The sequence below is a fragment of the Deinococcus piscis genome, assembly GCF_014653275.1.
Classification (GTDB): Bacteria; Deinococcota; Deinococci; order Deinococcales; family Deinococcaceae; genus Deinococcus; species Deinococcus piscis.
Genome location: NZ_BNAL01000031.1, coordinates 1 through 24,066, shown reverse-complemented (window position 1 = coordinate 24,066; position 24,066 = coordinate 1). Strand labels below are relative to the sequence as shown.

Sequence of the window (24,066 nt, the reverse complement as noted above, 5' to 3'; positions counted from 1 at the left end):
CCCAAGATTCATACATCCTCCAAAACGTGAGGAGTTATCACGTTTGGAAGACACGATACTTCCTCATATTCTGTTTTGCAAGAGGTCCTTTTATGCCTGAACTTTCTGCTCTTCCTCAGCTGCAACCCCGCAAAGTTCCCTCTCAGCAGCGCTCCAAACAGCGCTTTGAGACGATTCTGGGCGCAGCAGCGCAGTACATTGCCGCCCATGGAAGTCACAGCCTCCGCATGAGCGATATTGCCGAGCAAAGCGGTATTTCCATCGGTTCGCTCTATCAATATTTCCCCGACAAGACGGCGCTGATTGCCACCCTGGTTCACCAATTTCAGGAGCAAGGGCACCGCTGCGTGCAGGCCGCCCTAGAACCAGTGACCACCGAGGCCAAGCTGCTGGAAGCCATGCGCCGGCTCACGCAGCAGTACTACTGGCTGTATCAGGAGAATCCCGCTCTGAGGAATATCTGGGGTTCGACTCAGGCGGATACCCAGCTTCAAGCGCTTGAAGCGCAGGATGTGCAGCGGCACGCCCAGATGCTGCTGGACAAGCTAAGTGAACTGCGTCCTTCGGAATCGGCCGAGGCTCTACAAACCACGGCCCTCTTGTGTATGCACCTGCTCAACGCGTCCGTGCGGCTGGCCATCACTCTGCCGCAACCGAACGCGGCATCGCCCGCTCTTCCTAGCCTCCTGGCACAATTTGAAGAACAAGTGCTCCCTGCTGTGCTCCAGAGTCCAGGGCACGCCATTTAAGTGCCGAATTTAAATGCCGAGCAGGGCCTCTTTAGCCCCTCTCTCCTTTAGCCCATCGCCCCCTGCCCAGTCAGGCCGCGCCCGGCAATCAGGGTGTGAATGTCGTGGGTGCCTTCGTAGGTGTCCACTGTTTCCAGGTTCAGCATGTGGCGAATCACCGGATACTCCGTGGTGATGCCGTTCCCGCCCAGCAGCTCACGGGCCAGCCGGGCCCCTTCCAGGGCGCGGCGCACATTGTTGCGCTTGACGATGCTTACCTGCGCATAGTCCATTTGCCCGGCGTCTTTGAGCACACCCAGCCGCCAGGCCAGCAGCAGTCCCGCCGAGTGGTCGGTGGCCATCTTGACCAGCTTGTCCTGCACCAGTTGGCGGCTGGCGGTGGGCTGCCCAAAAGTCACGCGGGTGGCGGTGTAGTCCAGCGCCGTGGTCAGCATCAGTTCCAGAGCGCCCATCGCCCCCCAGCCGATACCGAAGCGGGCCCCCGTCAGGCACGAGAGCGGCCCCTTGAGTCCGCGCACGCCGGGCAGCATGGCCGCAGCGGGCACCCGGCAGCCATCCAGCACGATTTCGCCGGTCACGCTGGCCCGCATGCTCATCTTGCGCTTGATGGTAGGAGCGCTGTAGCCGGGTGTATCGGTAGGCACGACAAACCCGCGCACGGTGTCCTCGCCGCCCTCCTCCACTTTGGCCCACACCACCGCCAGGTCGGCCACTGGCGAGTTGGTGATCCACATTTTGGTGCCGTCCAGCACCCAGTCGTCCCCATCACGGCGGGCACGGGTCCGCATCGCGCCGGGGTCAGATCCGCCGCTTTCCTCGGTCAGCCCAAAGCAGCCGATCAGCTCACCGCTGGCGAGACCCGGCAGGTACTGCGCTTTTTGCTCGTCACTGCCATAAGCATGAATGGGATACATCACCAGACTGCCCTGCACACTGGCCGCGCTGCGAATCCCGCTGTCCACCCGGTCCAGCTCGTACATCAGTGCGCCGTAGAGGTTGGAACTGGCTCCACTGCCCCCGTACTCGGGCGGAATCATGGGGCCCAGCAGGCCCTGAGTGCCCAACCCACGCATCACCCCACGCACCGGCAGGTCTCCAGCGTCCCACCACTCGGCGATATGCGGCATCAGGGCTTTTTCGGCGTACTGGCGAGCACTGGCGCGGGCCTGGCGCTCCTCGGGGGCGAGCAGGTCCATCACGGCAAACTGGTCAAACATAGGGCCTCCTGTGTGGCAAGGGGTTGAAGGTGTGGAATACCCCTATTAGAGCAGGTCCGGCCCAGGCCCATTACCGCTGCTCAGGTCAGGACTGCTCAAGCTAGGACTAAGCCCCCTTGCCCGCACGGCGGCGCCTCAGCACCCACCACACAAAGCCGATGACCAGCAGGCCCAGGATGATTTTGGACGCTGGGCCGACGTACTGCTCCACCCGGTCATAGTTTTCGCCCAGGAAGTAGCCCGCAGCAGCCAGCAGGCCCGCCCACAGTCCCGACCCGATAAAAGAATAGATCAGGAACTGGGGCAGGCCCATCTCGCTCACGCCAGCGGGCAAGGACAGCAGGCTACGCACGCCCGGCACCATCCGCCCGAACAGCACCGCGCTGGTCCCGTGGCGCTCGAACCAGTCGCTGGCTTTTTGCAGGTCCTCGCCGCTCACGGTCAGCCACTTGCCGTAGCGGTCGGCCCAGGCCTTGCTGCGCTCCAGACCGAACACCTTGCCCACGTAGTACAGCGGCAGCGTGCCGATCACACTGCCCAGCGCCCCCACCAGCACCACCAGGAAGATATTGAGGTCGCCGCGCTGGGGCGACGCCGCAAAACCTGCCGCAGGCATAATCAGTTCGCTGGGAATAGGCGGAAAGATATTCTCCAGGATCATCAGCAGGAAAATGCCGACATAGCCCATCGAATCCATCAGGTTCTGCATCCACTCGATCACGCCTGAAATCTAGCGGGCGCGGAGCGCGGGGCACATCCCCCTAAAGATTGAGTGAGGGCCGCAGCCCAGATCCGCAGCCGATGCAGCGCCCTGCAACAATGCTGTGCCAACCCCCGGCATACACTGCCGCCCATGCGCCCGCGCTCCCTGTTCACGCTCGCCCTGCTGGCGCTGCTCAGCTTGACGCCTGCACCCGCCGCCGCCCAGGCCCAGGGTGGGACCGGGACCTTCCAGGTGTCTGCCGAAGCTGACAGCCAGCGACTGGCCCCGCTGCGGGTGGATTTTGCGGCGCAGGTGCCAGGAAACATCAGCGTGCGCTGGGACTTTGGGGACGGCAGCGGAGCGCAGGGCACCCGGGTCAGTCATACCTACTACCGGCCAGGGCGATACACCGCGCAGGTCATCCTCAGCCGGGGCGGGTACGAGGTGGGCCGCAGTCAAATCACCGTAGATGTCAAGTCGCAGGGCAGCGAAAAAGCCGCCCTGGTGGTGCTGCTGGGCCGGGGCAACGTGACCCTGAGTGATGTGGGCAGCGTGGTGTACCGCCCTTACCAGCCGCGCTTTACGCTGGACGGTCAGCCCGTCGGCACCCAGGCAGTGGGCCTGCGGGCCGGAAGCCACACGGCCAGCGTGCAGATCGCGGCAGGCAGCGGCACGCTGAACCGGACTGTGCGCTTCCAGATTCCAGCGGCTGAACTGCGCTCGTCGGCCACCTACGAAGATCAGGTGCTGCGAGCCGTGAACCTGCTGCGCCAGAACCGCTACAACTGCGCCACAGGCCGCACCGACGGCGTGGCCCGACCACCACTCACGCGGGTGCCCACGCTGGACCGCGCCGCGCTGGCCCACACCCTGGCAATGCCCATTGCGGGCTTCGTAGATCACACCAGTCAGCTGGACGGCAGCACGCCCGCCCAGCGCATCCAGGCCGCCGGGTATCCCAGCGCCAGCACCGCCGAGAACATTGCCGCCGGGCAGCCCACACCCGCCGAAGCCGTGGCGGGCTGGCTCGATAGCCCCGGTCACTGCGCCGCGCTGATGGGCGACTACAGCCAGACCGGCCTGAGCTACGTGCAGGTGCCGGGCAGCGACTACGGGCACTACTGGGTGCAGGTATTCGGCAAACCTCGGCCCTGAGCGCCGCTCTGTGGGTGCAGCGGCAAAGCTGACGCAACGTGAGAAAACGCCCTATGTTCTCGGCCCCAGTCATCAGGTGTACATCACCCGGCAGGTGCAGACTTGAGCCATGAAAAAGACTTTGACCTTGCTGACCGCCGCCCTCGGTGCCGCCGCTTTCTCTGCTGCTGACGCTGCGCCTCAGATCAGCACCCAGAGCATCATCGTGAACCCGGTGCAGACCCCGCTGAGCGTCCAGGTCTGGACCGACCGCGACACCACCGGCAGCCGCACCCCCAACTACTACGTGGGCGACAAAATCCGCCTGTTCACCAAGACCAACGAGAACGCCTACGTGTACCTGTTCAATGTGGACCCCAGTGGCAAAGTGGACCTGATTCTGCCCAACAACCTCCAGTCGGGCGGCAACTACCTGCGGGCCGGTGAAACCCGCGTGTTCCCCAGCGCCCAGGACAACTTCACCTTTGACATCGCTGCTCCCTACGGCGTGAACAAGGTGCTGGCCCTTGCCAGCCGCGAGAAGCTGAACATGAACCAGATCGCCAACTTCCAGAGCCAAAACGCCTTTGCTGCCGTCAATGTGAGCGGGCAGCAGGGTCTGGCCCAGGCGCTGAGCATCGTGGTGAACCCCATCCAGCAGACCAGCTGGATCAGCGACACCGCTTTTTACAACGTGGCCCGCACCACCCAGACTCCGGCCCCCACCACCCCTGTGACCAGCGCTCCCCGCCCCAACTTCAACCTGGCCGTGTGGCGCTCCACCTTCCGCCTGAACACCACCCTGGACAACGTGCACGCCCAGTACGTGAGCTACCTGGGCAACCAGGGCTTCCAGCTGCGCAGCACCAGCCGCAACGGCAACCGCATCTACTCCACGTTTGCCCGCAACGGACGCACCGCCACCGTGCTGATTGAGCAGAGCGGCACCAGCTTCAGCGTCAAGTTCGCCCAGTAAGTTCCGGTCTGACCAACTCCCCCGCCGTGTGTGCGGGGGTTTTTTGTGGCCGGACCGTGTCCGTCCGCCTCTGCGGCGCTTCGTCCCAAAAGTGACGCCGTATATGTACCGCGTCTGCTTCCCCAAACTCCACCAACCCCGAACTCCACAAAGACGCCGAAGTTTGGTCCATCTCTGCTTCATAGCGTTGCAAGTCCTGCTGGCCGGGCCCGTACCGCTGAAACCGAGCTATTCACCCGCCATCCACATCGGTAGACTGGGCCCCACCATGCCGCACTCTGCTTCTTCACTTTCTGACCGCCGTGCTCCCTGGCGGCGGGCACTGGGCGACATCATCTTTGGGCTGAGCAGCCCCGCCGCCCGGCTGTACGACAAGGTGCTGATCTTCCTGATCGTGGCTTCGGTGCTGGCCGTGATGGCCGAAAGCATCAGCGGCCTGAGTCCGGAGTGGAAGGCCATCCTGCGCTGGGCCGAGTGGGGCTTTACGGTGATCTTTACGCTGGACTACATCGGGCGGCTGCTGGGGGCACGGCGGGCGCGGCGGTACGCGGGCAGCTTTTACGGTGTGGTGGACCTGCTGACTATCTTGCCCTCGTACCTCAGCCTGCTGTTTCCGGGCAGCCAGTACCTGCTGGTGGTGCGGGCACTGCGGCTGCTGCGGGTGTTCCGGGTGTTCAAGCTGGCCCGCTACACCGACCAAGCAGCGCTGCTGGGCGAGGCCCTGACCGCCAGCCGCGAGCGCATCACCGTGTTCTTTATTTCGGTGCTGTCGCTGGTGATCGTGTTCGGCACGCTGCTGTATCTGATCGAAGGGCCAGAGAACGGCTTTACGTCCATTCCCACCTCCATCTACTGGGCGGTGGTGACCGTGACCACCGTCGGCTACGGCGACATCTCGCCCAAGACGGGCCTGGGCAAGTTCCTCGCCACACTGGCGATGCTGCTGGGCTACGCGATTATCGCCGTGCCCACCGGCATCGTGACTGTAGGCTTGCAGGAGGCCAAGGAAGCCCGTCAGGGACGGCACTGCCCGCAGTGCGGCCTGGGCAAGCACGACACCGACGCACACTACTGCAAGCGGTGTGGCGAGAACTTGCCGGGATGAGCCGCATGAAGGCGTGCAACCAGGCCGTCACTTTGACCTTTCAGGACCTGGCACCTTCGCACTTGCCTTTGCTGCACGGCTGGCTACAGCAGCCCCATGTGCGCGAGTTCTGGGACGATGGAGACCGCACACTCCAGCAGGTGCAGGCCCATTACTTCGGCCCAGCACGGGACGCAGTGGGGTTCATGGTTACGCTTGGCACTGAGGCGGTAGCTTACGCGCAGGCTTACCCCGTGCCGGAAGCCAGTGATTACGCCAAGTGGCGCAGCTCCACAGGCGAAACATGGGGCATAGACTTGTTCATTGGCGAGGAGCGCTGGCTGGGACATGGCCTGGCCGTAGACCTGATCAAGGCGCTGCTCATGCACTTACGGAGGCAGCAACCTGAATTGCAGCGTGTCCTTATTGACCCGGAAGCCAGAAATACGCGGGCACGGCATATCTATGCCAAAGCGGGGTTCGTGGTGGTAGGAGAGCAACGACTCCTGGGCAAGAGGATGGAAATCATGGCACTGGACCTGTGAGGCTTCAGCCTGCGCCCAACCGCCCCTTGGACTGCGCTTTCTACCGCACCCACCCCATGCTGAGCCCCGGACGGGTCAGTTCCTCGTACATGTCCAGGGCGTAGCGGTCAGTCATGCCCGCAATAAAGTCGCATACGGTGCGGACCTCGCCCGCTGCCTCCAGGCGGGCGGCGTAGGCAGGCGGCAACATCTGCGGGCGGGCTAGGTACGCTCCGAACAGCGTGGTCAGAATCTGCTCGGCCTGGGCCACCTGTACCTCGACCCGCCAGTGACGGTACAGCCGGGCGAACAGAAACTGCCGCGTTTCGCCCAGCAGCGCCGCCACCTCGGGGCTGTGCCGAATCAGATAGCCCGGCTGCGCCCGCACGCCAGCCACGCTGCTGACACCACTGGTCGCAATGGCAGCCCCACTGGCCCGCGTCAGGTCGCCAATCAGATAGCCGAGCAGGTCGCGGTGCAGGGTGCGGCGCGCCCGCTTGTCCAGGCCCATGCCACCCAGCCCAGTGCGGGCCAGCGCCTCCCCCCACAGGCCCAGCTCCAGCAGTTCACCCTCCTCCAGCAGCCCCGAACGCAGGCCGTCTTCCAGGTCGTGGGCGGTGTAGGCCAGCGCGTCGGCCACGTCCACCAGTTGCGCTTCCAGCGTGGGCTGGCCTATTCCCTGCCGTCCGTGCTTGTTCAGGCCGTCCAGCACGGTGCGGGTCAGATTCAACCCCGGAAAGTCGGCATAGCGGTCTTCGAGCTGCGTCACGATGCGCCGCGCCTGAACGTTGTGGTCAAAGCCACTGCTCTCGCCGTGTGCCCGCACCAGTTCGTCCAGCAGCCGCTCGCCCGCGTGGCCGTAGGGCGGGTGCCCCAGATCGTGCGCCAGTGCCTGGGCTTCGGCCAGGGTTTCATTGAGCCCCAGCCGCAGCGCCGCCGAGCGGGCCACCTGCTGCACTTCCAGCGTGTGGGTCAGCCGGGTACGGTAGTGGTCGCCCCGCACGTTCAGGAACACCTGGGTTTTGTGCTCCAGCCGCCGGAAGGCCCCGGTGTGCAGCACCCGGTCACGGTCCTTTTGAAAGGCCGTGCGCGATTCACTCTCGGGTTCGGGATACTCGCGCCCGCCGGAGTCGCGGCTGAGCGCAGCGTAAGGAGCAAGCGTCGCCGCTTCACGGGCTTCCAGGTCAGCGCGGGTCAGCATGGGTCCAAGTATGGCAGGCCCGCCTGTCAAGGAGGCTCCCACGCTCCTCACAGCGTCCTCTATCTACAATAGAGGGTATGCCTGTTGCCGCCCCGCCTTTCTCGCTTGTGCGGTTGCTGCGGGCAGGGCTGGCCGCGTGCGCTTTGCTGGGCGCAGGCCAGGCAGCGGCGGAGCGGCCTGTGATTCTGGCCTACCACGAAGTAGGTACGGCGGGCGGCACCACCCTGCACATCGAGCCAGAGCAGTTGCGCGAGCGGGTGCTGGGGCTGCGGGCGCTGGGCTACCGCTTCGTGACCGCCAGTCAGGCGGCCCAGGCGGGGCCACAGGAACGGGTCGCGGTCATGCAGTTCGACGATGGCCGACAGAGCGTGTACGAACACGCTTTTCCGGTACTGCGCGATTTGGGGGTGCCGGGCAGCGCCTTTGTGATCTGGGAGCAGGTGGGGCAGCCGGGCTTCATGACGGGAGCGCAGCTGGATGAGCTGCGGGCGGCGGGCTGGGAAATCGGCCACCATACTCAGGGGCACGCGCCGCTTACACGCCTCTCAGCGGCGGGGCTGGAACGCGAGCTTCAGCCGCAGCCGGGCGCAGCCTGCGTGGCTTATCCCTACAACCTGCACGACGCCCGCACCCGCCGCACCGCCCGCGAACAGGGCCTGACCTGCGGCATTACCGGCGGCCCCTATTTGCCCCGGCATGATCCCCTGGCCCAGTCCGCCCCTGCACTGACGCCCTGGGACAGTGAATTCCTGGCCGCGCGGGCCCGCTACGGCATAGGAGGGCGCACCCCACTGCTGGCCGGCGCAGCCCTCTCGCTGCTGGACCGGGGCCCAGGTGAGAACATCCTGCCTGCACCCCTGACCTGGAACCCGGCGGGCTACGAGCTGCTGGGCAATGGCCGCCTCAGCCTGGACCTGCGTGGGGGCGAACGCGACACCCGCTTCGCGGCCCGCTGGGGCGGCGACGACCAGGGGGACTGGGTGCTGCACGCGGCTGGGCGGCGGGGGAAGGCGGGGACGTATCAGGGCTTTGGGGCCGCGTACCACCGCTTCCCCTACACGCTGGGTGGCGGCTGGGACACGTCTGGGCCGCTGCTGGCCGGTAGCCTTAGCCTGGGCCGCTCGGGTGAGCTGTGGGGCCGCTGGCATCCGCTGGCCGCGCAAAGCCGCTGGGCCTGGGGCACCACCCTGATCCCCGCCGACTACTGGCAGCTCTATGCCGCGCAGTCACCAGGAGCGGGTGTGATTGGCGCAGGCTACTGGCTGCCCGGAGGCACACCCGCCGCTGTGCGGCCCTGGCAGCTTGGCGGCGGCTACCACTACGGCACCGGGCGGGGCGCGCCCTTCGTGAATCTCAGCTACGTTTCAGGCAGCTACACCTTCAACACCGAGCTGGACCTGGCCGGGCGCTGGGGGCTAAGCTTCGGCGCAGCCTGGTAGGGCAAGGCACCCCGGCAGCGGCGCAGCGGGTGGCACAATAGACCCCATGAGCGATCCCGCTGCCGAGAGCACAGCCCAGACCATCTATGACGGCCACATTATTCGCGTTGAGAAGCTGGAAGGCCGGTGGGAAGTGGTGCGCCACGCCGACGCCGTGGCCCTGCTGGTGCTGAACGAACAGGGCGAAATGCTGTGTGTGCGCCAGCAACGCCCGGCGGTGGGCGCCCTCACACTCGAAGTGCCCGCTGGCCTGATTGACCCCGGCGAAAGCCCCGAGCAGGCTGCCCGGCGCGAGCTTCAGGAAGAAGCTGGATTCGACGCTGACGTGACGCTGCTGAGCCGCTTTTACGCCAGTCCTGGCTTCAGCGACGAGCTGCTGTACCTGTTCCGGGCCGAGAACCTGCGCGAGTCCCGCCTGCCAATGGACGACGACGAAGACATTGAGGTGGTATGGCGCTCTCCCGCCGAAGTGCTGGCCGAGCTGCGTGACGGGCGCGTAACCGGCGCGGCCACCACCGTCACGGCGGCACTGTTTGGTCTGCGTGCGCTGGAAGGCGCGGGGGAAGGCCAGGCATGAAAACGTACGTGGCTCCCGACCAGCGCCCCGACACCGACACCGTGGTCGCCATCGGTTCTTTTGACGGGGTGCATCTGGGGCATCAGGCGCTGCTGGCCCAGCTCAAGGCCAAAGCCCGCGAATACCGGGTGCCCAGCGTGGTGTATACCTTTGACCCGCCCACCAAAGTGCTGATGAAAGGCGTGGAATACCTCTCCACCCTGCCTGAAAAGCTGGAGCTCCTCACCCTGTACGGCATAGATGAAACGGTGGCGGTGCCGTTCACGCCGGAGTTTGCGGCCCGCGACAAAGCGGCCTTTCTGGACGACCTGCGGCTGCTGCGGCCCCGCGCTGTCGTGGTGGGCGAGGATTTTTATTTTGGCAAGGCGCGGGCCGGCGGCGTGGACGACCTGCGTGACGTGACGCGGGACGTGATGGTGGTGCCGATTCACGGGGTGAGCGGCGAGGACATCAAAAGCACCCGCGTGCGCGAGTACTTGCGGGAGGGCGACGTGGCAGGCGCCGCGCGGCTGCTGGGGCGGCCCTACGCGGCGCAGGGCGTGGTGGTGCAAGGCGACCAGCTGGGCCGCACCATCGGCTATCCCACCGCCAATCTCCGCGTGCCGGAGGGCAAAGCGCTGCCTCTGGGGGTATTTGCAGTGCGCGTGACGGATGACCGGGGACGGGCCTGGGGCGGCATGGCGAATATCGGCACCCGGCCCACGGTGGGCGGCGAGGAGCGGCGCTTTGAAGTGAATCTGTTCGACTTCAGCGGCGACCTGTACGGTCAGGAATTGCAGGTACAGTTTGTGGCCCGGCTGCGCGGTGAGCAGAGGTTCAGCGGCCTGGACGAGCTCAAAGCCCAGCTGGCGAAGGACGCCGAGGATGCACGGGCGGCCCTGGCCTGAAGCGGGCCGCAATCCTGCTTGAATGTGGGCACGGTCCACCTACCATGAAGCCTGATGTCCCGCTGAGCCCTGACCAGCCGCTTTCCCGCGCTGGCCCCTGCCGTAGTGAAAAGCCGTATTGCCCTAAAAACCACGCAGACACGCCGCCCGGAATACCGCCTATTCCGCGCCCCCGAAGCCCTTTTTCCATTCCGGGTTCACAAGCATCACAGCGTGCTGCGCCGCCGCCTGCAAGAGCTCAAGGTCCAGAATCTGCGCCGCGCCGCCGAGGAACTGGATGGGCTGAGTATCGCCCCAGGGCAGGTACTGAGCTACTGGAAGCAGGTGGGCCGTCCCAGTGTCCGGCGCGGCTTTACCACCGGCATGCTGATCTCGGATGGGCGGCCCATAGAGGGCCAGGGCGGCGGCCTGTGCCAGATGGCGAACCTGCTGTACTGGATGGCCCTGCACTCGCCGCTGACCGTGACCGAGCACCATCACCACAGCCTGGACCTGTTTCCCGATTCGGGGCGGGTCCTGCCTTTCGGCAGCGGGGCGAGCGTCTTCTACAACTACGTGGACCTGCAACTCAGGAACGACACCCCCGATACCTTCCGGCTGAGCGTGTGGCTGGACGACACCTCGCTGCACGGCGAACTGCGCGTGAACCGCGAGCCTCTGCACACCTACCGGATCACCGAGGAAGACCACCGCTTTTACCGCAGGGGCACGCAGGTCTACCGCACCAACCGGCTGTATCAGGTGCAGATAGACCGCCGCACCGGCAACCAACTGGGCAAGCGGCTGGTCACGTTCAACGCCTCACGCGTGCTGTACGAGGTAGATGCGGCGCGGCTGGAAAGCTGAATATCCCTGCCAGCTGGCAGGGACGCATAGCTCTTGCTGAGGCACGCTGAGTATTACTGGCCCAAAACGGACTTGATTGCGTCGGCAGCGCACTTCTCATCAACCATGCCGCTAGGAGCGCCGCCTACACCCACCGCCCCAACGACAGCGCCGCCTACACGCACAGGCACACCGCCGGGCAGCACAAGGTAGCCGGGGATGTCAGCCAGGGCGGGATTGCCCGGCAAATTCTTGGCCATTTCACTGGTCAGGTTCCGGCCACTGGCACTGGTAAAGGCTTTGCCGTAGCTGGCCCCGACAGTATGCGGCCCTGCCCCCTCAGCGCGGGCCACGCTCAGGGTCACGCCAGCGCGGTCCACCACAGTGGCGGTCACATTGTATCCAGCAGCGGCGCAGTTCTGAACGGCCTGCAAGGCGATTTTATTCGCAGCATTCAGGCTCAGGCTGGTGGCCGACACGGTGCTGGTCGTCGCCAGTGACTGGGGTGCAGGGGTCTGCTGGGCAGCAGCGGCGGGGAGGGCCAGGAAGCTCATCAGCACAATCTTTTTCATACGCCTATGCTGAAGCAACACCCCCGGAAAAAATATTGGGGCCTTTGCCGACCCTTCTACGTAGATTTACGGAGGGCCGGGCTTTGAATCAACCACACTGAGGTACTTGCGCATCAGCTGAGCCAACGAGCCCACTTCCAACTTTTCAAACAGGCTGGCGCGGTGAGTCTCGATGGTGCGCGAACTGATGCCTAGCGCCCTCGCCGTCTGCTTGCTGGTCTGTCCCTCCATCAGGCCATGCAGGACCTCACGTTCACGCTCAGTCAAGCGGGCCAGGCAGGCCTGGGCCTGCACGGTGGCCTCGGCACGCTCACGCTTGGACAACTGCTGGCGAATGGCACCCTGAACTGTTTCCAAGAGGACAGTCTCATCCACCGGCTTTTCAAGAAAGTCCACGGCTCCTTGCCGAAAGGCGCGGCGGCACAGGTCAACATTGCCGTGCCCGGTCATGATGATGACGGGCAAATCTACGCCCTGGGCCTGCAACGCTTCTTGGACTTGCAAGCCACTGACATGAGGCATCCGGATGTCAAGCAGCAGGCAGCCTACGGCATCAGGGTTCAGACTGTCTTGAAGGGCGACTCCATCGGAAAACACTTCGGTCCGTAAGCCCACGGTGCCCAGCAAAAAGGCCAGAGCATCACGCACAGCCTCGTCGTCGTCCACAAGGTAAACAGTGGGCTCAAGCATGGCCATCGCTCCATTGTGGCAGCGTGAGGGTGAATTCAGCACCTATAGACGCATTACCACCTGTCAAATCGCCGCCCATTCCCTGCGCCAACGTCTGAGAAAGCGTCAGGCCGAGTCCCAATCCACCTTCTTTGAGACTGTTGAAGGGCTGAAACAGTTGCGCGAGCTCTTGTTCCGAAAGCCCCGTGCCCGTGTCAAGCACGGTGAGTCGCCAGTAGGGGGCCTGAGCCGTCACCCGCAGGGTCAGCACGCGCTCCTCAGTGTCCTGCATCGCCTCCAGGGCATTGCGGACCAGATTGAGCACTATCTGCTCCACCTGCACAGGATCAGCCCGGCTGATGGCGCACGGGGGCAAGTGCATCTTGACCTGTATGTTCAGACGGTCAAGGTCTGCCTGGCAAAGTGTCAGCACGTTATGCACGGCTTGGATCACATCGACCCGTACACGCTGAGCAGGAGCACGTTTGACCAGCTTGCGCAGACGCGTAATGATCTCGGCAGCGCGCTGCGCCTGGGTGACCATGCCCTGCATGGCTTGACGGGCGCGGGGCAGGTCCACATGGTCCTCTGCCAGCAAGCGGTGTCCTGCCTGCCCATAACTCACGATGGCTGTGAGCGGCTGATTGAGCTCATGCGCGAGACCTGCACTCATCTCGCCCAATGTGGAGAGGCGCGAAACATGGGCCAGCAAAGCCTCATGTTCGCGCACCCGCCGCTCCCCCTCACTCAGTTGTGCCAACATCCGCTTTTGCAGCGTGCCCACCTCACGGAGTGTCAGCACTCGCCCGAGCAGCTGGCCTGACTCGTTCCACAGTGGGCTGATATGACCTTCGATCAGGACACGGCCACCACCACGCTGTAAAGCAGTGCCCGCAGGCAAAGTGGTGGTCTGCGTTTCTTCCCACAAGGAAGCACTTTCCAGTGGCTGCTGCGACAGCGTGGCCTGAAAGTGCGCCAGCGTACGGATATCCACCCCCAGATCAAGTCCTGTGAAAATCTGGTGCGCCGCTGGGTTGGCGTGTACCACCCGGCCTGCTGGATCAAGCGCCACGATGCCGTCGGAACTGGCCTGGACAATCCCCTGCGCGCGGCGGCGTTCATCTTCCAGGGCCTGCTCAGCGCGGCGGCGAGACGCCAGCATACGGGCCAGAAACCACACGAACACGCCCGTGAGGACCCACCATGCCAGGATTTGTGCCCAGGGCCACACCCCCCACGAGTAGTCACGTTGGAAGCGAATGGGCAAAGGTTCCAGCGCGGTCCCCAGCGGTTTTTCTACGCTGAGTGTGAGCGAGGCGGGCCGGACCGGGGCGCGGTGCTCCGTGAGCAGCTCACCGCCTGCGGGCCTCAGGATTTGGATGGTCAGAGGTGCAGGCGGCAGATCAATAGTGGTCAGCAACTTGCTTGCGTCTATCCACATCCGCACCTGCTGCAAGTCAAGTGCGTAGAGTGAGCCCCTGGAAGGCAAGCTGATCTGCGCCCCATTCGGTACTGTAAAGGGCAAGGCAGCCGTTTTCAGAGGAGGGGTGAGGGGCACGCAGCTCTGGGCACACCACCCTACTCCTACAATCTGTGGATACGGACTGACCAGCAACTGCACATACTGGCGCAGAAGTTGTGGGTCTTCCGACTGGGACAACAGGACAGCCACCGCTTTCAGCACAGTCTCCTGCTGCTCCAGCCGCTGCGACAGCACCCTGTGCAGGACACGGGCGTCCAGGTTAAATGTTTCCGTCAGGGTGTAGCGACGCTCCCCATACAGGGCCAAAGACCCTCCCAACGCGGCAGCAATCCAAAGAAGCAGGAGCCATGGGAGGTTCGGCGGGGACATAGGGCCATGTTAGAGGGTGTGGGCAAGGGCGCGGGGCAACCTCTGGCCAGTGAGCCGGAGATGCACGTGATGGTGCAGATGTTCTGGGGGCACAGTCTGGCAGCAAGGTCCGCTGACAGCGTTTACCGTTTACTGTGCGCCGAACACCTGTCCCCAGTAAACGCCGTACTTGTCGCCCGGCGCGGGGTCCTTCCAGAAGCCCACGCCCAGGTCACGCAAGTCTGGGTTCATCAGGCTGTGGCAGTGACCGGGGCTGTTCAGCCAGCCGCTGACCACATCGGCGGGGCTGGGATAACCGGCGGCAATATTCTCGGCGGTCACGCTCCACTTGTACCCGGCCAGGGTCACGCGGTCACGGGGGCGCACACCCTCAGGGGTCAGGTGCGCGAAATAGTCACGCTGTCCCATGTCCTGCACATGGTTGCGGGCCGCGTGGGCCAGTTGGTCATTCCAGGCCAGCGCCGGAGCCGGGCCATAGGTCTTGGCGGGCTGGGTTTCACTGGCCTCACATCTAGCTCCCTGGGCACGCGCCTCATTGGTCAGCCGCAGCACGTCCAGCTCTTCGGCGCTGGCAGGGCGGTCCGAGCCGGCATACCAGACGTACCCGCTCACGGCCACTGGCGTAGGCGGCGGAGCGGCAGGAGCTGGGGCCACAGAAGTGGGACCGCCGCCGCCACAGGCGGTCAGCAGGGCGGAAAAGAGCAACCCGAACAGACTGGTCCGTAGAGCAGGCGTCATATGGAGCAGGGTAGGCCCGTCCCTCTAACAAATCTCAGCGCCTGACAGCATGCGCGAGCAGATTAAGGCGGCACGCAGCCCACATCTCTGCCCTGCTCCTTGGCTTACCCTGGACAGGATGTCTGCGCCACCCCCTGCCGCCCTGGACCTGGGCTACTCCTTTTGCCCCAACGACACCTTTATCTTCTATGCACTGCAAGCGGGGCAGGTCATCACACCTGCGCCCATCCGCGAAGTGCTGAGCGACGTGCAGACCCTCAACGACTGGGCCGCCACGGGCCGGCTCCCACTGACCAAGATCAGCTACCGGGCCTACTTCGGCGTGATGGACCGCTACGTGGCGCTGCGCTCCGGTGGGGCACTGGGGCGGGGTGTGGGGCCGCTGGTGGTGGCGCGTGAGCCGCTGGGTGACCTGAACGGGCGGCGGGTGGCCTCGCCGGGCCGCCTGACCACCGCCGAGCTGCTGCTGCGGCTGGCCTGGCCGGGCGCCATTCCTGTACACATGCGCTTTGATGAGGTCATGCCCGCCGTAGAGCGCGGCGAATACGGCGGCGAACCGCTGGACGCCGGGCTGATCATCCACGAGTCGCGCTTTACCTATCCGCAGCACGGGCTAGTGCGGGTGCGCGACATGGGCGAGTGGTGGGAGGGCGAAACCAGATTGCCGCTGCCGCTGGGCGCGATTCTGGTGCGCCGCGACCTGCCGCTGCCTATGCAGCAGGCGGTGCAGCAGGCGGTGCGCGAGTCCATCGCCTACGCCTGGGCACACCCGCAGGAGGCCAAAGGCTACATCCGCCAGCACGCGCTGGAGATGGATGACGCGGTGATGCAGGCCCACATTGACCTGTATGTGAACGAGTTCAGCGAGGACGTGGGTGACCTGGGTGAGCGGGCCGTACGCGAACTGCACCGCCGCGCCATAGAGGTCGGGGCCCTGGAGCCCAGCGGGCTGCCCCTGTTTGTGCCGCGCTGAGCGGGTGCTGATGCAAGCAGCGCGAGCCAGACAACTGCGAATTGCAGGGCTCCGCTGGCTTTAACTCTCCCTACCCCGTTTCTCAGAAAGTGGTTTTTCCGCACCAGTCAGGCCGCACTCAGGGCGATAGTGGGGGCCGGAGGACTTCCCATGAACAAGCTCTTGACCCTGGGCGCTTTGCTGGCGCTGTCCAGCACCGCCCTGCTTAATACTGCGTCTGCCCAGACAGACGCGCCGCAGCCCCGCCCTCTTCCTGCGCCTGAACCCGCCGCCACCGTGACGGCCACCCGCTTTGAGCCGGTCCCGCTGGGCTTTGGCCAGGAGCAGCTCAGCCGCCTGAAAGTGCCGGCTGGCTTCGAGCTAAGCGTGATGGCTTCGGGACTGGGCAATGCCCGCATGATGCATGTGATGCCTGACGGCGGCATTTACCTGACCCGCCGCCAACAGGGCGATATCTGGTATCTCAAGGACCGCAATGGTGACGGCCAGTTCAGCCAGCCAGAGCGCCGCCAGGTGGCGAAAAACCTGAAGCTGGTTCACGGCCTGGACGTGAAAGGCGGCAAGCTGTACGCCGTGGGCGAAAAGACCGTATGGGTCATGGACATCCTGGCGGGCGGCAGCCTCAGCACGCCGCGCGTGTTTGCCGACGGCTTCCCCGACGCCGGGCAGCACCCCGCCCGTGGCCTGCGCTGGGGCCCCGACGGCTACCTGTACGTGTCGTTCGGTTCCACCAACAACGACACCCCCACCCAGAACCCCGAAGAAGCCACCATTTTGCGGGTGCACCCGGACGGACAGTGGCGCGAAGTGTACGCCAGCGGCCTGCGCCACACCATCGGTTTTGATTTTCAGCCTGGCACCGGGCAGCTGTACGGCTTTGACCAGGGGGCCGACTGGCACGGCGACAACATCCCGCCCGAGGAACTGAACCGGATTGAGCGCGGCAAGAATTACGGCTGGCCCTTTTGCTACGGTGACCGGAATCCTGACCCCTACACCAACTCCAGCCAGATTCCGGGCCTGATCACCAAGCAGGGCTACTGTGCCCAGACCGCCAGCAGTGTGCTGAACTATGACGCCCACGCGGCGGCCATCGGTATGGAGTTCTACCGGGGCGAGCAGTTCCCCGCCGAGTACCGGGGCGACGCCTTCGCCGCCATGCGCGGGTCATGGAACCGTTCGGAGCCGAGCGGCTACGAAATCGTGCGGGCCGTGTTTGACGGGCAGAACCGGCCCACCGGCATCGAGCCGTTCGTGACCGGCTTCGTGTTCCCCGAAGACGGCACCTGGAAGCAGTTTGGCCGCGTGGCCGGTATTGCCACCTACACCGACGGCAGCCTGCTGTTCACCGACGACCAGAGCGGCGTGATTTACCGCGTGCAGTACACGGGAGGCAAGTAAATGCGCCAGAAGATGCTAGCCCTATGGCCCCTGCTCACCCTGGGCCTGACCGCCGGAAGCCTGGCGCAGGCTCAGACCGCACCTGCTCCCACCGCGTCCATAACCGCCGACACCGTGGGGCCGCTGAATGCCCGCGCCCTCCTGGTGGATACACAGGGCCGCCCCCAGGGGGAAGCCGCCTTCGTGCAGCGTGAGGACGGTGTGCGGGTGAACGTGCAGGTGCGCAGCCTGGCCCCCGGCAATCACGGCATGCACATTCACGAGTTCAGCGCCTGCGCCCCCGGCGTGGACGCAGCCACGAATACGGTGGTGCCGTTCGGCGGAGCTGGACCTCACTTTGACCCGGCCATGAGCCACAATCACGACAAGCCCACTGCCGCCAATGAACTGGGCCACGGCGGCGACCTGCCGATGCTGACCGTAGGCGAGAACGGCACCGGCAGGGCCAGCTTCGTGACCGACAAGATCAGCCTCAGGGGCGAAAACGGCATCCTGAACCGCACCCTGGTCATCCACGCGAACGCCGACGATTACGCTTCTGACCCCGCTGGCAAGTCGGGTGGGCGCGTGCTGTGTGGCACCGTGGACCGCCAGGGCCTGAGCGTGCGCGACTATCCGCTGCCCGGCTGGCAGACCTTCCCTGAGGGCGTCACCTATGACGCGGGGCGAAACCTGCTGCTCACCGGCAGCGCCCAGACCGGTGACATCTACGCTGTGAACGCGGCCAGTGGTGAAACCAGCCTGTACAGCCGGGGCGGTGCTCTGGGCCGGCGGGCGGCGCTGGACCTGAAGGTAGACAGCCAGGGCCGGCTGTGGATTGCCGGCGGCGCCGAGGGCACCGTCAGCGTGCTGGACCGCTACGGTGTGACGCTCAAAGTGCTGGAAACACCGAAAAGCCCCGCCGCTTTCATCAATGACCTGGCGCTGGCCCCGGACGGACACGTCTATGTGACCGACAGCCGCCGCCCGGTGATTTACCGCGTCTCACCGGACCTGCGGCTAAGCGCCTGGCTGGACCTGACCAAAACCCCGATTCGCTATGGCGAAGGCGACAACCTCAACGGCATCGTGGCAACGCCGGATGGCCGCGCCCTCCTTATCGCTCAGAGCAACACCGGCGACCTGTGGCGCGTGGACCTGCGGACCAAGGCAGTCCGTAAGGTACTGACTGGCCTGAAGAACGCCGACGGCCTGGTGCTGCGCGGCCAAGACCTGTATGTGGCCCGCAACCGCGACCAGGTGATCAGCCGGGTGCGCCTGAACGCCGACTGGACCAGCGCCCAGCTCGCCGCCGAAGAACCGCTGGCCGGGCTGCGCTTCCCTGCCACCCTGACTGTGGTCGGCAGCGACCTAGTGGTCACCCAGGCACAGCTGGACCGGCGAGAGGGTGGCACACCTGAAACCCCGTTCCGCCTGACCCGCTTCAGCGCGTTCTAACACCCAGAGTGATCGGCCCTCCCCTCTGAGGCTGCCGGTCCTCCAAATGAGAACCTCTTGTCCCACGCCCTGCCCCGCTGCCCACAGCCAGCGGCGGGGCAGCTTTTTTTGGGCAGTGCAGGGTGCCCCGCTCACTGAGTACTTGTCAAGAACTTGCTGAGCAGGACCTCAAGGCTGGGCAGCTGGACGGTGGCGGAAACGCAGGCCATACTGGCAGCACCTCACAACAGTTATAGGTTGCCGCGTGGGCCATTTCCGGGCCGATGCGGCGCAGTTTTCCTTTTCGCCCCTACCCGCTTTGCTTTCCCGATGGAGGTCCACCATGAACCGTACCCGCACCCTGCTGCTCTTGCCCCTGGCCGCCCTCTCGCTGAGCAGCCTGGCCGCTGCTGGCGGTGGCTATGTGCCCGCCCCGGCCCCGGTGGCCGCCCCTGCTCCGGTGACTGTCCCCCGCGCTCCTGTAGCCACTCCGGCTGCTGCGTCTACAACTACCGTCACGGCATCTACTGTCACGGCCCCCACTACTGCGTCACAGACAGCCACAGAAACTGCGGCGGCTACCAGCGGCGGCATGGGCCTGACCACTGCTACAGCTCAGCTGCGTGATGCCAGCGGAGCCGTCAAGGGAGCTGTCACCTTTAGCCAGCTGCCCGGCAACGAACTGCTGGTCAGCGTGCAGGCCGAGGGCCTGACTCCCGGCAAGCACGGTATGCATGTGCATGCTGTAGGCCAGTGCAGCGACAAGGTCGTAGACGGCAAACCCACCGTCTTTGGTGCGGCTGAAGGGCACTTTGACCCCGCCGCCACCGGCAAGCACGCCACGCCTGAGACTCCCACCACCCAGGCCCACGCTGGCGACCTCCCCATGCTGGAGGTGGGCGCGGATGGCCGGGGCCGGGCCGACTTCAGCACCCGCAAGTTCAGCGTGCAGGGTGATACGGGCGTCGTGGGCCGCTCACTGATTGTCCACGCGGGCGAAGACGATTACCAGACCAACCCGGCGGGCAACTCCGGGGCGCGGGTGCTGTGCGGTGTGATTGAGACCGCCAGCAACTAGGCCAGCTTCCAGCGCAGGGGTTCTGACCGCTCAACGAAGAAGCCAGGGAACCCCAGATGCGGGCTCCCTGGCTTCTTTCGCGTTCGCTGCTTCAGCCGGTTTTGGACAGACGGTCCAGAACCAGTTTGGAGGCCAGCTTGAGCGACTCAAAGACACCTTTGCCGTTGATGGCTTCGGCCTCAATCACGGGCAGGCGCTTTTGGGGGTCAATCACCGAGCGAATCACTTCCACCGGCAGCGCGCCGGGAATGTCGCGCTTGTTGATTTGCAGCACGATGGGCAAGGTGGCCATATCCACGCCATGCTCGGCCAGGTTCTCGCGCAGATTGCGCATGCTCTCGGCGTTGGCACGCAGGCGCTCCGGGGCCGAGTCGGCCACGAATACGATGCCGTCCACGCCGCGCAGAATCAGCTTGCGGCTGGCGTTATAGAAGACCTGCCCCGGCACGGTGTACAGGTGAAAGCGGGTCTTGAAGCCCTGCACGCTGCCCAGTTCCAGCGGCATGAAATCAAAAAAGAGGGTACGCTCGTCTTCGGTTTCCAGGCTGACCATTTCACCGCGCAGCTTTTCGGGCACCTTGGAAAAGACGTACTTGAGGTTCACCGTTTTACCGGCCACACCTGGGCCGTAGTAGACGATTTTACAGTTGATTTCACGCGCTGCGAAATTGATGGTACTCATGTCTTTACCCCTTGTCCCTTAGCCGAGCAGGTCATCCAGCAGGGCGCTGGCACCTTTGGAAAAGTCTTCGTCGAATTCTACGGGCGGGGCGTCTTTCAGTTCATCCAGAATCGCGGCCACTTCGGCAACTGCTTTTTTGGTCTGTACCTTGACCCGGCCCAGCGGCACGGTGGAATCGAAAATCAGGGTCAGCAGGCTGTCCTCGCCCACGGCTTCTACATACAGCGTGCCGTTTTCACCCTGATGAATCTGCTCGCTGAAGGCCTTTTCGCCCAGCATATTGGCCAGGGCCGAGGTGGCCGCCGCGTTGCTGGCCACCAGGGTCGCCACACTGTCAAGCGCAGGCGGGCGGGGGGCCCAGATGGCCTCTTTGTGGGACAGCACAAAGCCCTTGCGGTCCACCAGCAAGCAGTAGCGCACGCCGGTATTTTGCAGCAGCTCTTCGAGATGTCGGTCGACTCTTTCGTAAGCATCGCCGTATAGCGCCAAGGTGGGTTCGATCATCGTGAGCCCCAGTATAAGAAAAGGCTGGCACGGGAGCCTGACAAAGCTTCAGCTCATGAAGGGCGGCTGGGCTGGACGCAAACCAGCGGCGCTAACCTGGCGGGGCAGCGCCGCCCAGAAGGGGCATTCTACGCCCAGCTCAGGGGCAACCGGCTCCGGCTATGGGACCACAGACCGCATACTGGGCAGCATGCAGATTGACTTCGCACATGCTCTAGAGCACGCGGTGGTGGCACTCCCCATCGTCGTGGCGCTGGGGCTGGGGGCCCAGATTCTCGCTTCCCGGCTCAAGATTCCCGCCATTTTGCCGCTGCTGCTGATCGGCTTTCTGGTGGGGCCGCTGCTGCACCTGATTGATCCTGGCACGGTCCTGGGCTCCGGCCTACAAACCCTGACCTCGCTGGCCGTCGCCGTGATTCTGTTCGAGGGCGGCCTGACCCTGAAGTTCAGCGATATCGCCGGACATGGCCGGGCCGTGACCCGCCTGATTTCGGTGGGGGCGCTGGTGACCTGGGTACTGGCCGCAACCGGCGCGCACTTTATCACCGGGCTGAACTGGGGCGTGGCGGCGCTGTTCGGGGCGCTGGTCATCGTGACCGGCCCGACCGTGATCGCCCCGCTGCTGCAAAACATCCGCCCCAATCCCCGCGTGGGGGGCGTGCTGCGCTGGGAAGGCATCCTGATTGACCCAGTCGGCGTGCTGGCCGCCGCCATCGCCTTTGAGTGGGTGCGCTCCAGCAGCCGGGACGAAGCGCTCACGGCGACGCTGGTGCACTTCGCCACCTTTATCGGGGTGGGGACCGCCTTCGGGGTGGTGATGGGCCTCAGCATGATCTGGGCGCTGCGCCGCGAGATCATCCCCGACCATCTGGTCAACCCGGCGGTGCTGGCCTGGGTGCTGCTGGCCTTTGGGCTGACTGACATTTTCGTGCCGGAATCGGGGCTGCTGTCGGTCACGATCATGGGCATGATGGCCGCCAACATGAAGATTCCCCGCCTGAGTGAGCTGCTGCACTTCAAGGAAGAAGTGGTGGTGATTTTGCTGAGCACCATCTTTGTGGCCCTGGCGGCCAATGTCCCCACAGAGTCACTGCGGGCGGTGTTCCAGCCTGCGCCGCTGCTGCTGCTGCTGTTTATGCTGGCCGTGGTGCGGCCCGCCAGCGTGCTGATCAGCACGGCGGGCAGCAACCTGAACCTGCGCGAGCGGGCCTTTATCAGCTACGTGGGGCCGCGCGGGATCGTGGCTGCCGCCGTAAGCGCCCTGTTTGCCAGCCGCCTGACCGAGCTGGGGATTCCGGGCGGCGAGCAACTGCTGACGCTGGTGTTCACCGTCATTGTGGGCACGGTAATTCTGGCAAGCCTCACGGCCAAGCCGGTGGCCCGCCTCCTGGGCGTGGCGCAGGCCGAGCCACGCGGATTCGTGATCGTGGGGGCGCACACCTGGGCCCGCGAAATCGCCCTGGCCCTCAAAGAAGAAGGGGCTGAAGTGCTGCTGGCCGACACCAACCGGGCCAACATCGCCAGCGCCAAGTACGAGGGCCTGGGCGGACTCTACGGCAGCTTGCTGAGCGAGGCCGCAGACGCCCTGCCACTAGAAGGCCTGGGCAAGCTGATTGCGCTCACCTCCAACGACGAAGCCAACACGCTGATTGCCCGCAAATACGAAAAGTCCTTTGGACGCAGCCGCGTCTTTCAGCTGCGCCCTGGCGGCAGCACCCGCACCCAGATTGGGGACACCTACTCGGCCAACAGCGCTTTTGCCCCGGCGCCCACTTACCGCGAGCTGGACACGCTGTTCAAGGCCGGGGCTCGCGTGCGCCGCACACACCTGACCGGAGCGTATCCCCTGTCCACCTACCGCGCCGAGCTGCCCGAAGGCTCGCTGCTGCTGCTGTACGGCCAGGGCGACGATTTCCAGGTGGCAACCACCTTCCCCGAGACAGCCCCCGCCGGCACCGTGATGATCGCGCTGGTGCCCGCCGAAGGGGGCGTGGGAACTGTGCCAGAGGGCCGCGCAACTCAGCCACAGCCACAAGACGCTGGGCCTGGCACCACCAACGTAGCCGACCCGGAGAGAATGGAGCGCTAGCCGGGACATTGCGTCAGTGTGAGGGGGAGCACACTGACGGGGATGCTATATTTGCTGCTCTCCTATGCCCTTCTAGGCCTCATGCTTTTGGGGTTTTGGGGGATTGGGTACATGCTGGGCCACCCGGGCAACAAGCACAAGAAGCAGGCGTTAGGAGCCATCTGGGTCATAGCAGGTCTTTGTCTGGCACCAGTGCTATTCATTAGTGCAGTAGGAACATTCCTGGTCAGCGACATGGCAGGGTTTTCCAGAGGGTTTTACGATTCTTACCAGACCCCACTGGGACATGGCTACTACATCTTCTCCGTTGACAGTTCAGATAACCCTCCCTATCTACTCCTACCAAATGAAGTAGGAAGTGGGTGGAGAGTTGAACGGGTGGGGTGCAGTGGCAAGGACATTTTGCTGCAATCAGGCAATCAGCCTTCCCTGTACGCGCATCTGACATCACAAGGTGAATTCAGAGAACTTCACGACATCACTGCCCTTGGCTCAGTCGAGTGGGCACCGGCTGGAAAGAGGGATCTCCCCTCAGCCTGCCAACCCGAGATGCCACAGAAGTTTGTGATTCTAGAGCATTTGACATAAGAATATTCCAGGATAGGCGTGGGTCATCCAGGCGGAAATGTCTTGTGTGGTCACTGCTGAAAGCGCGTTCCCAATGCCATGAATCAGGGCACCCACCTCACGGAACTCGCCCGCCCGAATTCAAGCTTTGAGCTTGGAAAACATCATCTCAATGGGGTTGAAATCTGGACTGTACGGTGGCAGAAAAA

23 protein-coding genes and 1 pseudogene are annotated in these 24,066 nt (G+C 64.5%); 14 read left to right on the top strand and 10 right to left on the bottom strand.

Features of this window, described 5'->3' with window-relative positions; translation table 11 throughout:
• Nucleotides 1-92: 92 nt before the first annotated feature.
• Nucleotides 93-749 carry a TetR/AcrR family transcriptional regulator gene (locus IE158_RS10850; RefSeq protein ID WP_189643729.1) on the top strand — a complete coding sequence of 219 codons (657 nt, stop codon included), beginning with the start codon at nt 93-95 and terminating at the stop codon, nt 747-749.
• Nucleotides 750-796: 47 nt separating this feature from the next.
• Here the strand turns inward: IE158_RS10850 and IE158_RS10845 are convergent, their stop codons facing one another.
• Together IE158_RS10845 and IE158_RS10840 are read right to left on the bottom strand one after the other, a co-directional pair.
• The gene (locus tag IE158_RS10845) at nt 797-1,966 is read right to left on the bottom strand and encodes an acyl-CoA dehydrogenase family protein (RefSeq protein WP_189643728.1); all 1,170 of its coding nucleotides are present in this window, start codon (nt 1,964-1,966) and stop codon (nt 797-799) included.
• A 106-nt stretch (nt 1,967-2,072) separates the two neighbouring features.
• On the bottom strand, nt 2,073-2,687 hold the full coding sequence (locus IE158_RS10840) for a DedA family protein (RefSeq protein WP_189643727.1): 615 nt from the start codon (nt 2,685-2,687) through the stop codon (nt 2,073-2,075).
• Between the two features lie 132 nt (nt 2,688-2,819).
• Between IE158_RS10840 and IE158_RS10835 the strand changes: the two genes are divergently transcribed.
• The 4 genes from IE158_RS10835 to IE158_RS10820 all read left to right on the top strand — a co-directional run bounded on the left by IE158_RS10835 (nt 2,820) and on the right by IE158_RS10820 (nt 6,408).
• Nucleotides 2,820-3,824 (top strand): CAP domain-containing protein, encoded by a 1,005-nt coding sequence (locus IE158_RS10835; RefSeq protein WP_189643726.1) that lies wholly within the window; start codon nt 2,820-2,822, stop codon nt 3,822-3,824.
• 109 nt (nt 3,825-3,933) lie between these two features.
• Nucleotides 3,934-4,779 (top strand): DUF4384 domain-containing protein, encoded by an 846-nt coding sequence (locus tag IE158_RS10830; RefSeq protein ID WP_189643725.1) that lies wholly within the window; start codon nt 3,934-3,936, stop codon nt 4,777-4,779.
• A gap of 268 nt (nt 4,780-5,047) precedes the next feature.
• A complete protein-coding gene (locus tag IE158_RS10825; protein ID WP_189643724.1) occupies nt 5,048-5,884 on the top strand; it encodes an ion transporter in 837 nt (278 codons plus the stop codon).
• Complete coding sequence (locus IE158_RS10820) at nt 5,860-6,408, top strand: GNAT family N-acetyltransferase (protein WP_189643723.1); 549 nt, start codon at nt 5,860-5,862, stop codon at nt 6,406-6,408. The genes IE158_RS10825 and IE158_RS10820 overlap by 25 nt, the downstream gene beginning before the upstream one ends.
• A 40-nt stretch (nt 6,409-6,448) precedes the next feature.
• Here IE158_RS10820 and dgt read toward each other — a convergent pair whose 3' ends face one another.
• A complete protein-coding gene (gene dgt / locus IE158_RS10815; protein WP_189643722.1) occupies nt 6,449-7,588 on the bottom strand; it encodes a dGTP triphosphohydrolase in 1,140 nt (379 codons plus the stop codon).
• 77 nt (nt 7,589-7,665) lie between these two features.
• Between dgt and IE158_RS10810 the strand changes: the two genes are divergently transcribed.
• From IE158_RS10810 to IE158_RS10795, 4 genes are all read left to right on the top strand, one after another.
• Nucleotides 7,666-9,027 carry a polysaccharide deacetylase family protein gene (locus IE158_RS10810; protein WP_189643721.1) on the top strand — a complete coding sequence of 454 codons (1,362 nt, stop codon included), beginning with the start codon at nt 7,666-7,668 and terminating at the stop codon, nt 9,025-9,027.
• Nucleotides 9,028-9,073: 46 nt separating this feature from the next.
• The gene (locus IE158_RS10805; protein WP_189643720.1) at nt 9,074-9,604 is read left to right on the top strand and encodes an NUDIX domain-containing protein; all 531 of its coding nucleotides are present in this window, start codon (nt 9,074-9,076) and stop codon (nt 9,602-9,604) included.
• Entirely contained in the window at nt 9,601-10,491 is an 891-nt protein-coding gene (gene ribF, locus IE158_RS10800) for a riboflavin biosynthesis protein RibF (RefSeq protein ID WP_189643719.1), read from the top strand. The genes IE158_RS10805 and ribF overlap by 4 nt, the downstream gene beginning before the upstream one ends.
• A 105-nt stretch (nt 10,492-10,596) precedes the next feature.
• Nucleotides 10,597-11,337, top strand: a complete 741-nt coding sequence (locus IE158_RS10795) for a VanW family protein (protein WP_189643718.1) — start codon at nt 10,597-10,599, stop codon at nt 11,335-11,337.
• Between the two features lie 53 nt (nt 11,338-11,390).
• Here the strand turns inward: IE158_RS10795 and IE158_RS10790 are convergent, their stop codons facing one another.
• The 4 genes from IE158_RS10790 to IE158_RS10775 form a co-directional block, all read right to left on the bottom strand.
• The gene (locus IE158_RS10790; protein WP_189643717.1) at nt 11,391-11,888 is read right to left on the bottom strand and encodes a GlcG/HbpS family heme-binding protein; all 498 of its coding nucleotides are present in this window, start codon (nt 11,886-11,888) and stop codon (nt 11,391-11,393) included.
• A 66-nt stretch (nt 11,889-11,954) separates the two neighbouring features.
• A complete protein-coding gene (locus IE158_RS10785; RefSeq protein WP_229839076.1) occupies nt 11,955-12,578 on the bottom strand; it encodes a response regulator transcription factor in 624 nt (207 codons plus the stop codon).
• Nucleotides 12,571-14,346 carry a sensor histidine kinase gene (locus tag IE158_RS10780; protein WP_189643715.1) on the bottom strand — a complete coding sequence of 592 codons (1,776 nt, stop codon included), beginning with the start codon at nt 14,344-14,346 and terminating at the stop codon, nt 12,571-12,573. The genes IE158_RS10785 and IE158_RS10780 overlap by 8 nt, the downstream gene beginning before the upstream one ends.
• 192 nt (nt 14,347-14,538) lie before the next feature.
• Nucleotides 14,539-15,147, bottom strand: coding sequence for a CAP domain-containing protein (locus tag IE158_RS10775; protein ID WP_189643714.1), 609 nt, complete (start codon nt 15,145-15,147; stop codon nt 14,539-14,541).
• A 118-nt stretch (nt 15,148-15,265) separates the two neighbouring features.
• On the opposite strand from IE158_RS10775, the gene IE158_RS10770 reads away from it, so the two are divergent.
• From IE158_RS10770 to IE158_RS10755, 4 genes are all read left to right on the top strand, one after another.
• Complete coding sequence (locus IE158_RS10770) at nt 15,266-16,120, top strand: menaquinone biosynthesis family protein (protein ID WP_189643713.1); 855 nt, start codon at nt 15,266-15,268, stop codon at nt 16,118-16,120.
• Between the two features lie 150 nt (nt 16,121-16,270).
• Nucleotides 16,271-17,521, top strand: coding sequence for a PQQ-dependent sugar dehydrogenase (locus tag IE158_RS10765; RefSeq protein ID WP_189643712.1), 1,251 nt, complete (start codon nt 16,271-16,273; stop codon nt 17,519-17,521).
• Nucleotides 17,522-18,958, top strand: coding sequence for a superoxide dismutase family protein (locus IE158_RS10760; protein WP_189643711.1), 1,437 nt, complete (start codon nt 17,522-17,524; stop codon nt 18,956-18,958).
• A gap of 322 nt (nt 18,959-19,280) precedes the next feature.
• Nucleotides 19,281-20,015, top strand: a complete 735-nt coding sequence (locus tag IE158_RS10755; protein WP_189643710.1) for a superoxide dismutase family protein — start codon at nt 19,281-19,283, stop codon at nt 20,013-20,015.
• Between the two features lie 91 nt (nt 20,016-20,106).
• On the opposite strand, the gene mglA is transcribed toward IE158_RS10755, so the two are convergent.
• Nucleotides 20,107-20,697 carry a GTPase MglA gene (gene mglA, locus IE158_RS10750; protein WP_189643709.1) on the bottom strand — a complete coding sequence of 197 codons (591 nt, stop codon included), beginning with the start codon at nt 20,695-20,697 and terminating at the stop codon, nt 20,107-20,109.
• Between the two features lie 18 nt (nt 20,698-20,715).
• The gene (gene mglB, locus IE158_RS10745; RefSeq protein WP_189643708.1) at nt 20,716-21,201 is read right to left on the bottom strand and encodes a GTPase-activating protein MglB; all 486 of its coding nucleotides are present in this window, start codon (nt 21,199-21,201) and stop codon (nt 20,716-20,718) included.
• Nucleotides 21,202-21,391: 190 nt separating this feature from the next.
• Between mglB and IE158_RS10740 the strand changes: the two genes are divergently transcribed.
• Nucleotides 21,392-23,290: a cation:proton antiporter gene (locus tag IE158_RS10740; RefSeq protein WP_189643707.1), complete on the top strand. Its 1,899-nt coding sequence runs from the start codon at nt 21,392-21,394 to the stop codon at nt 23,288-23,290.
• A gap of 711 nt (nt 23,291-24,001) precedes the next feature.
• On the opposite strand, the pseudogene IE158_RS10735 reads toward IE158_RS10740, so the two are convergent.
• Nucleotides 24,002-24,066, bottom strand: a pseudogene (locus IE158_RS10735) (transposase); the annotation flags it as partial.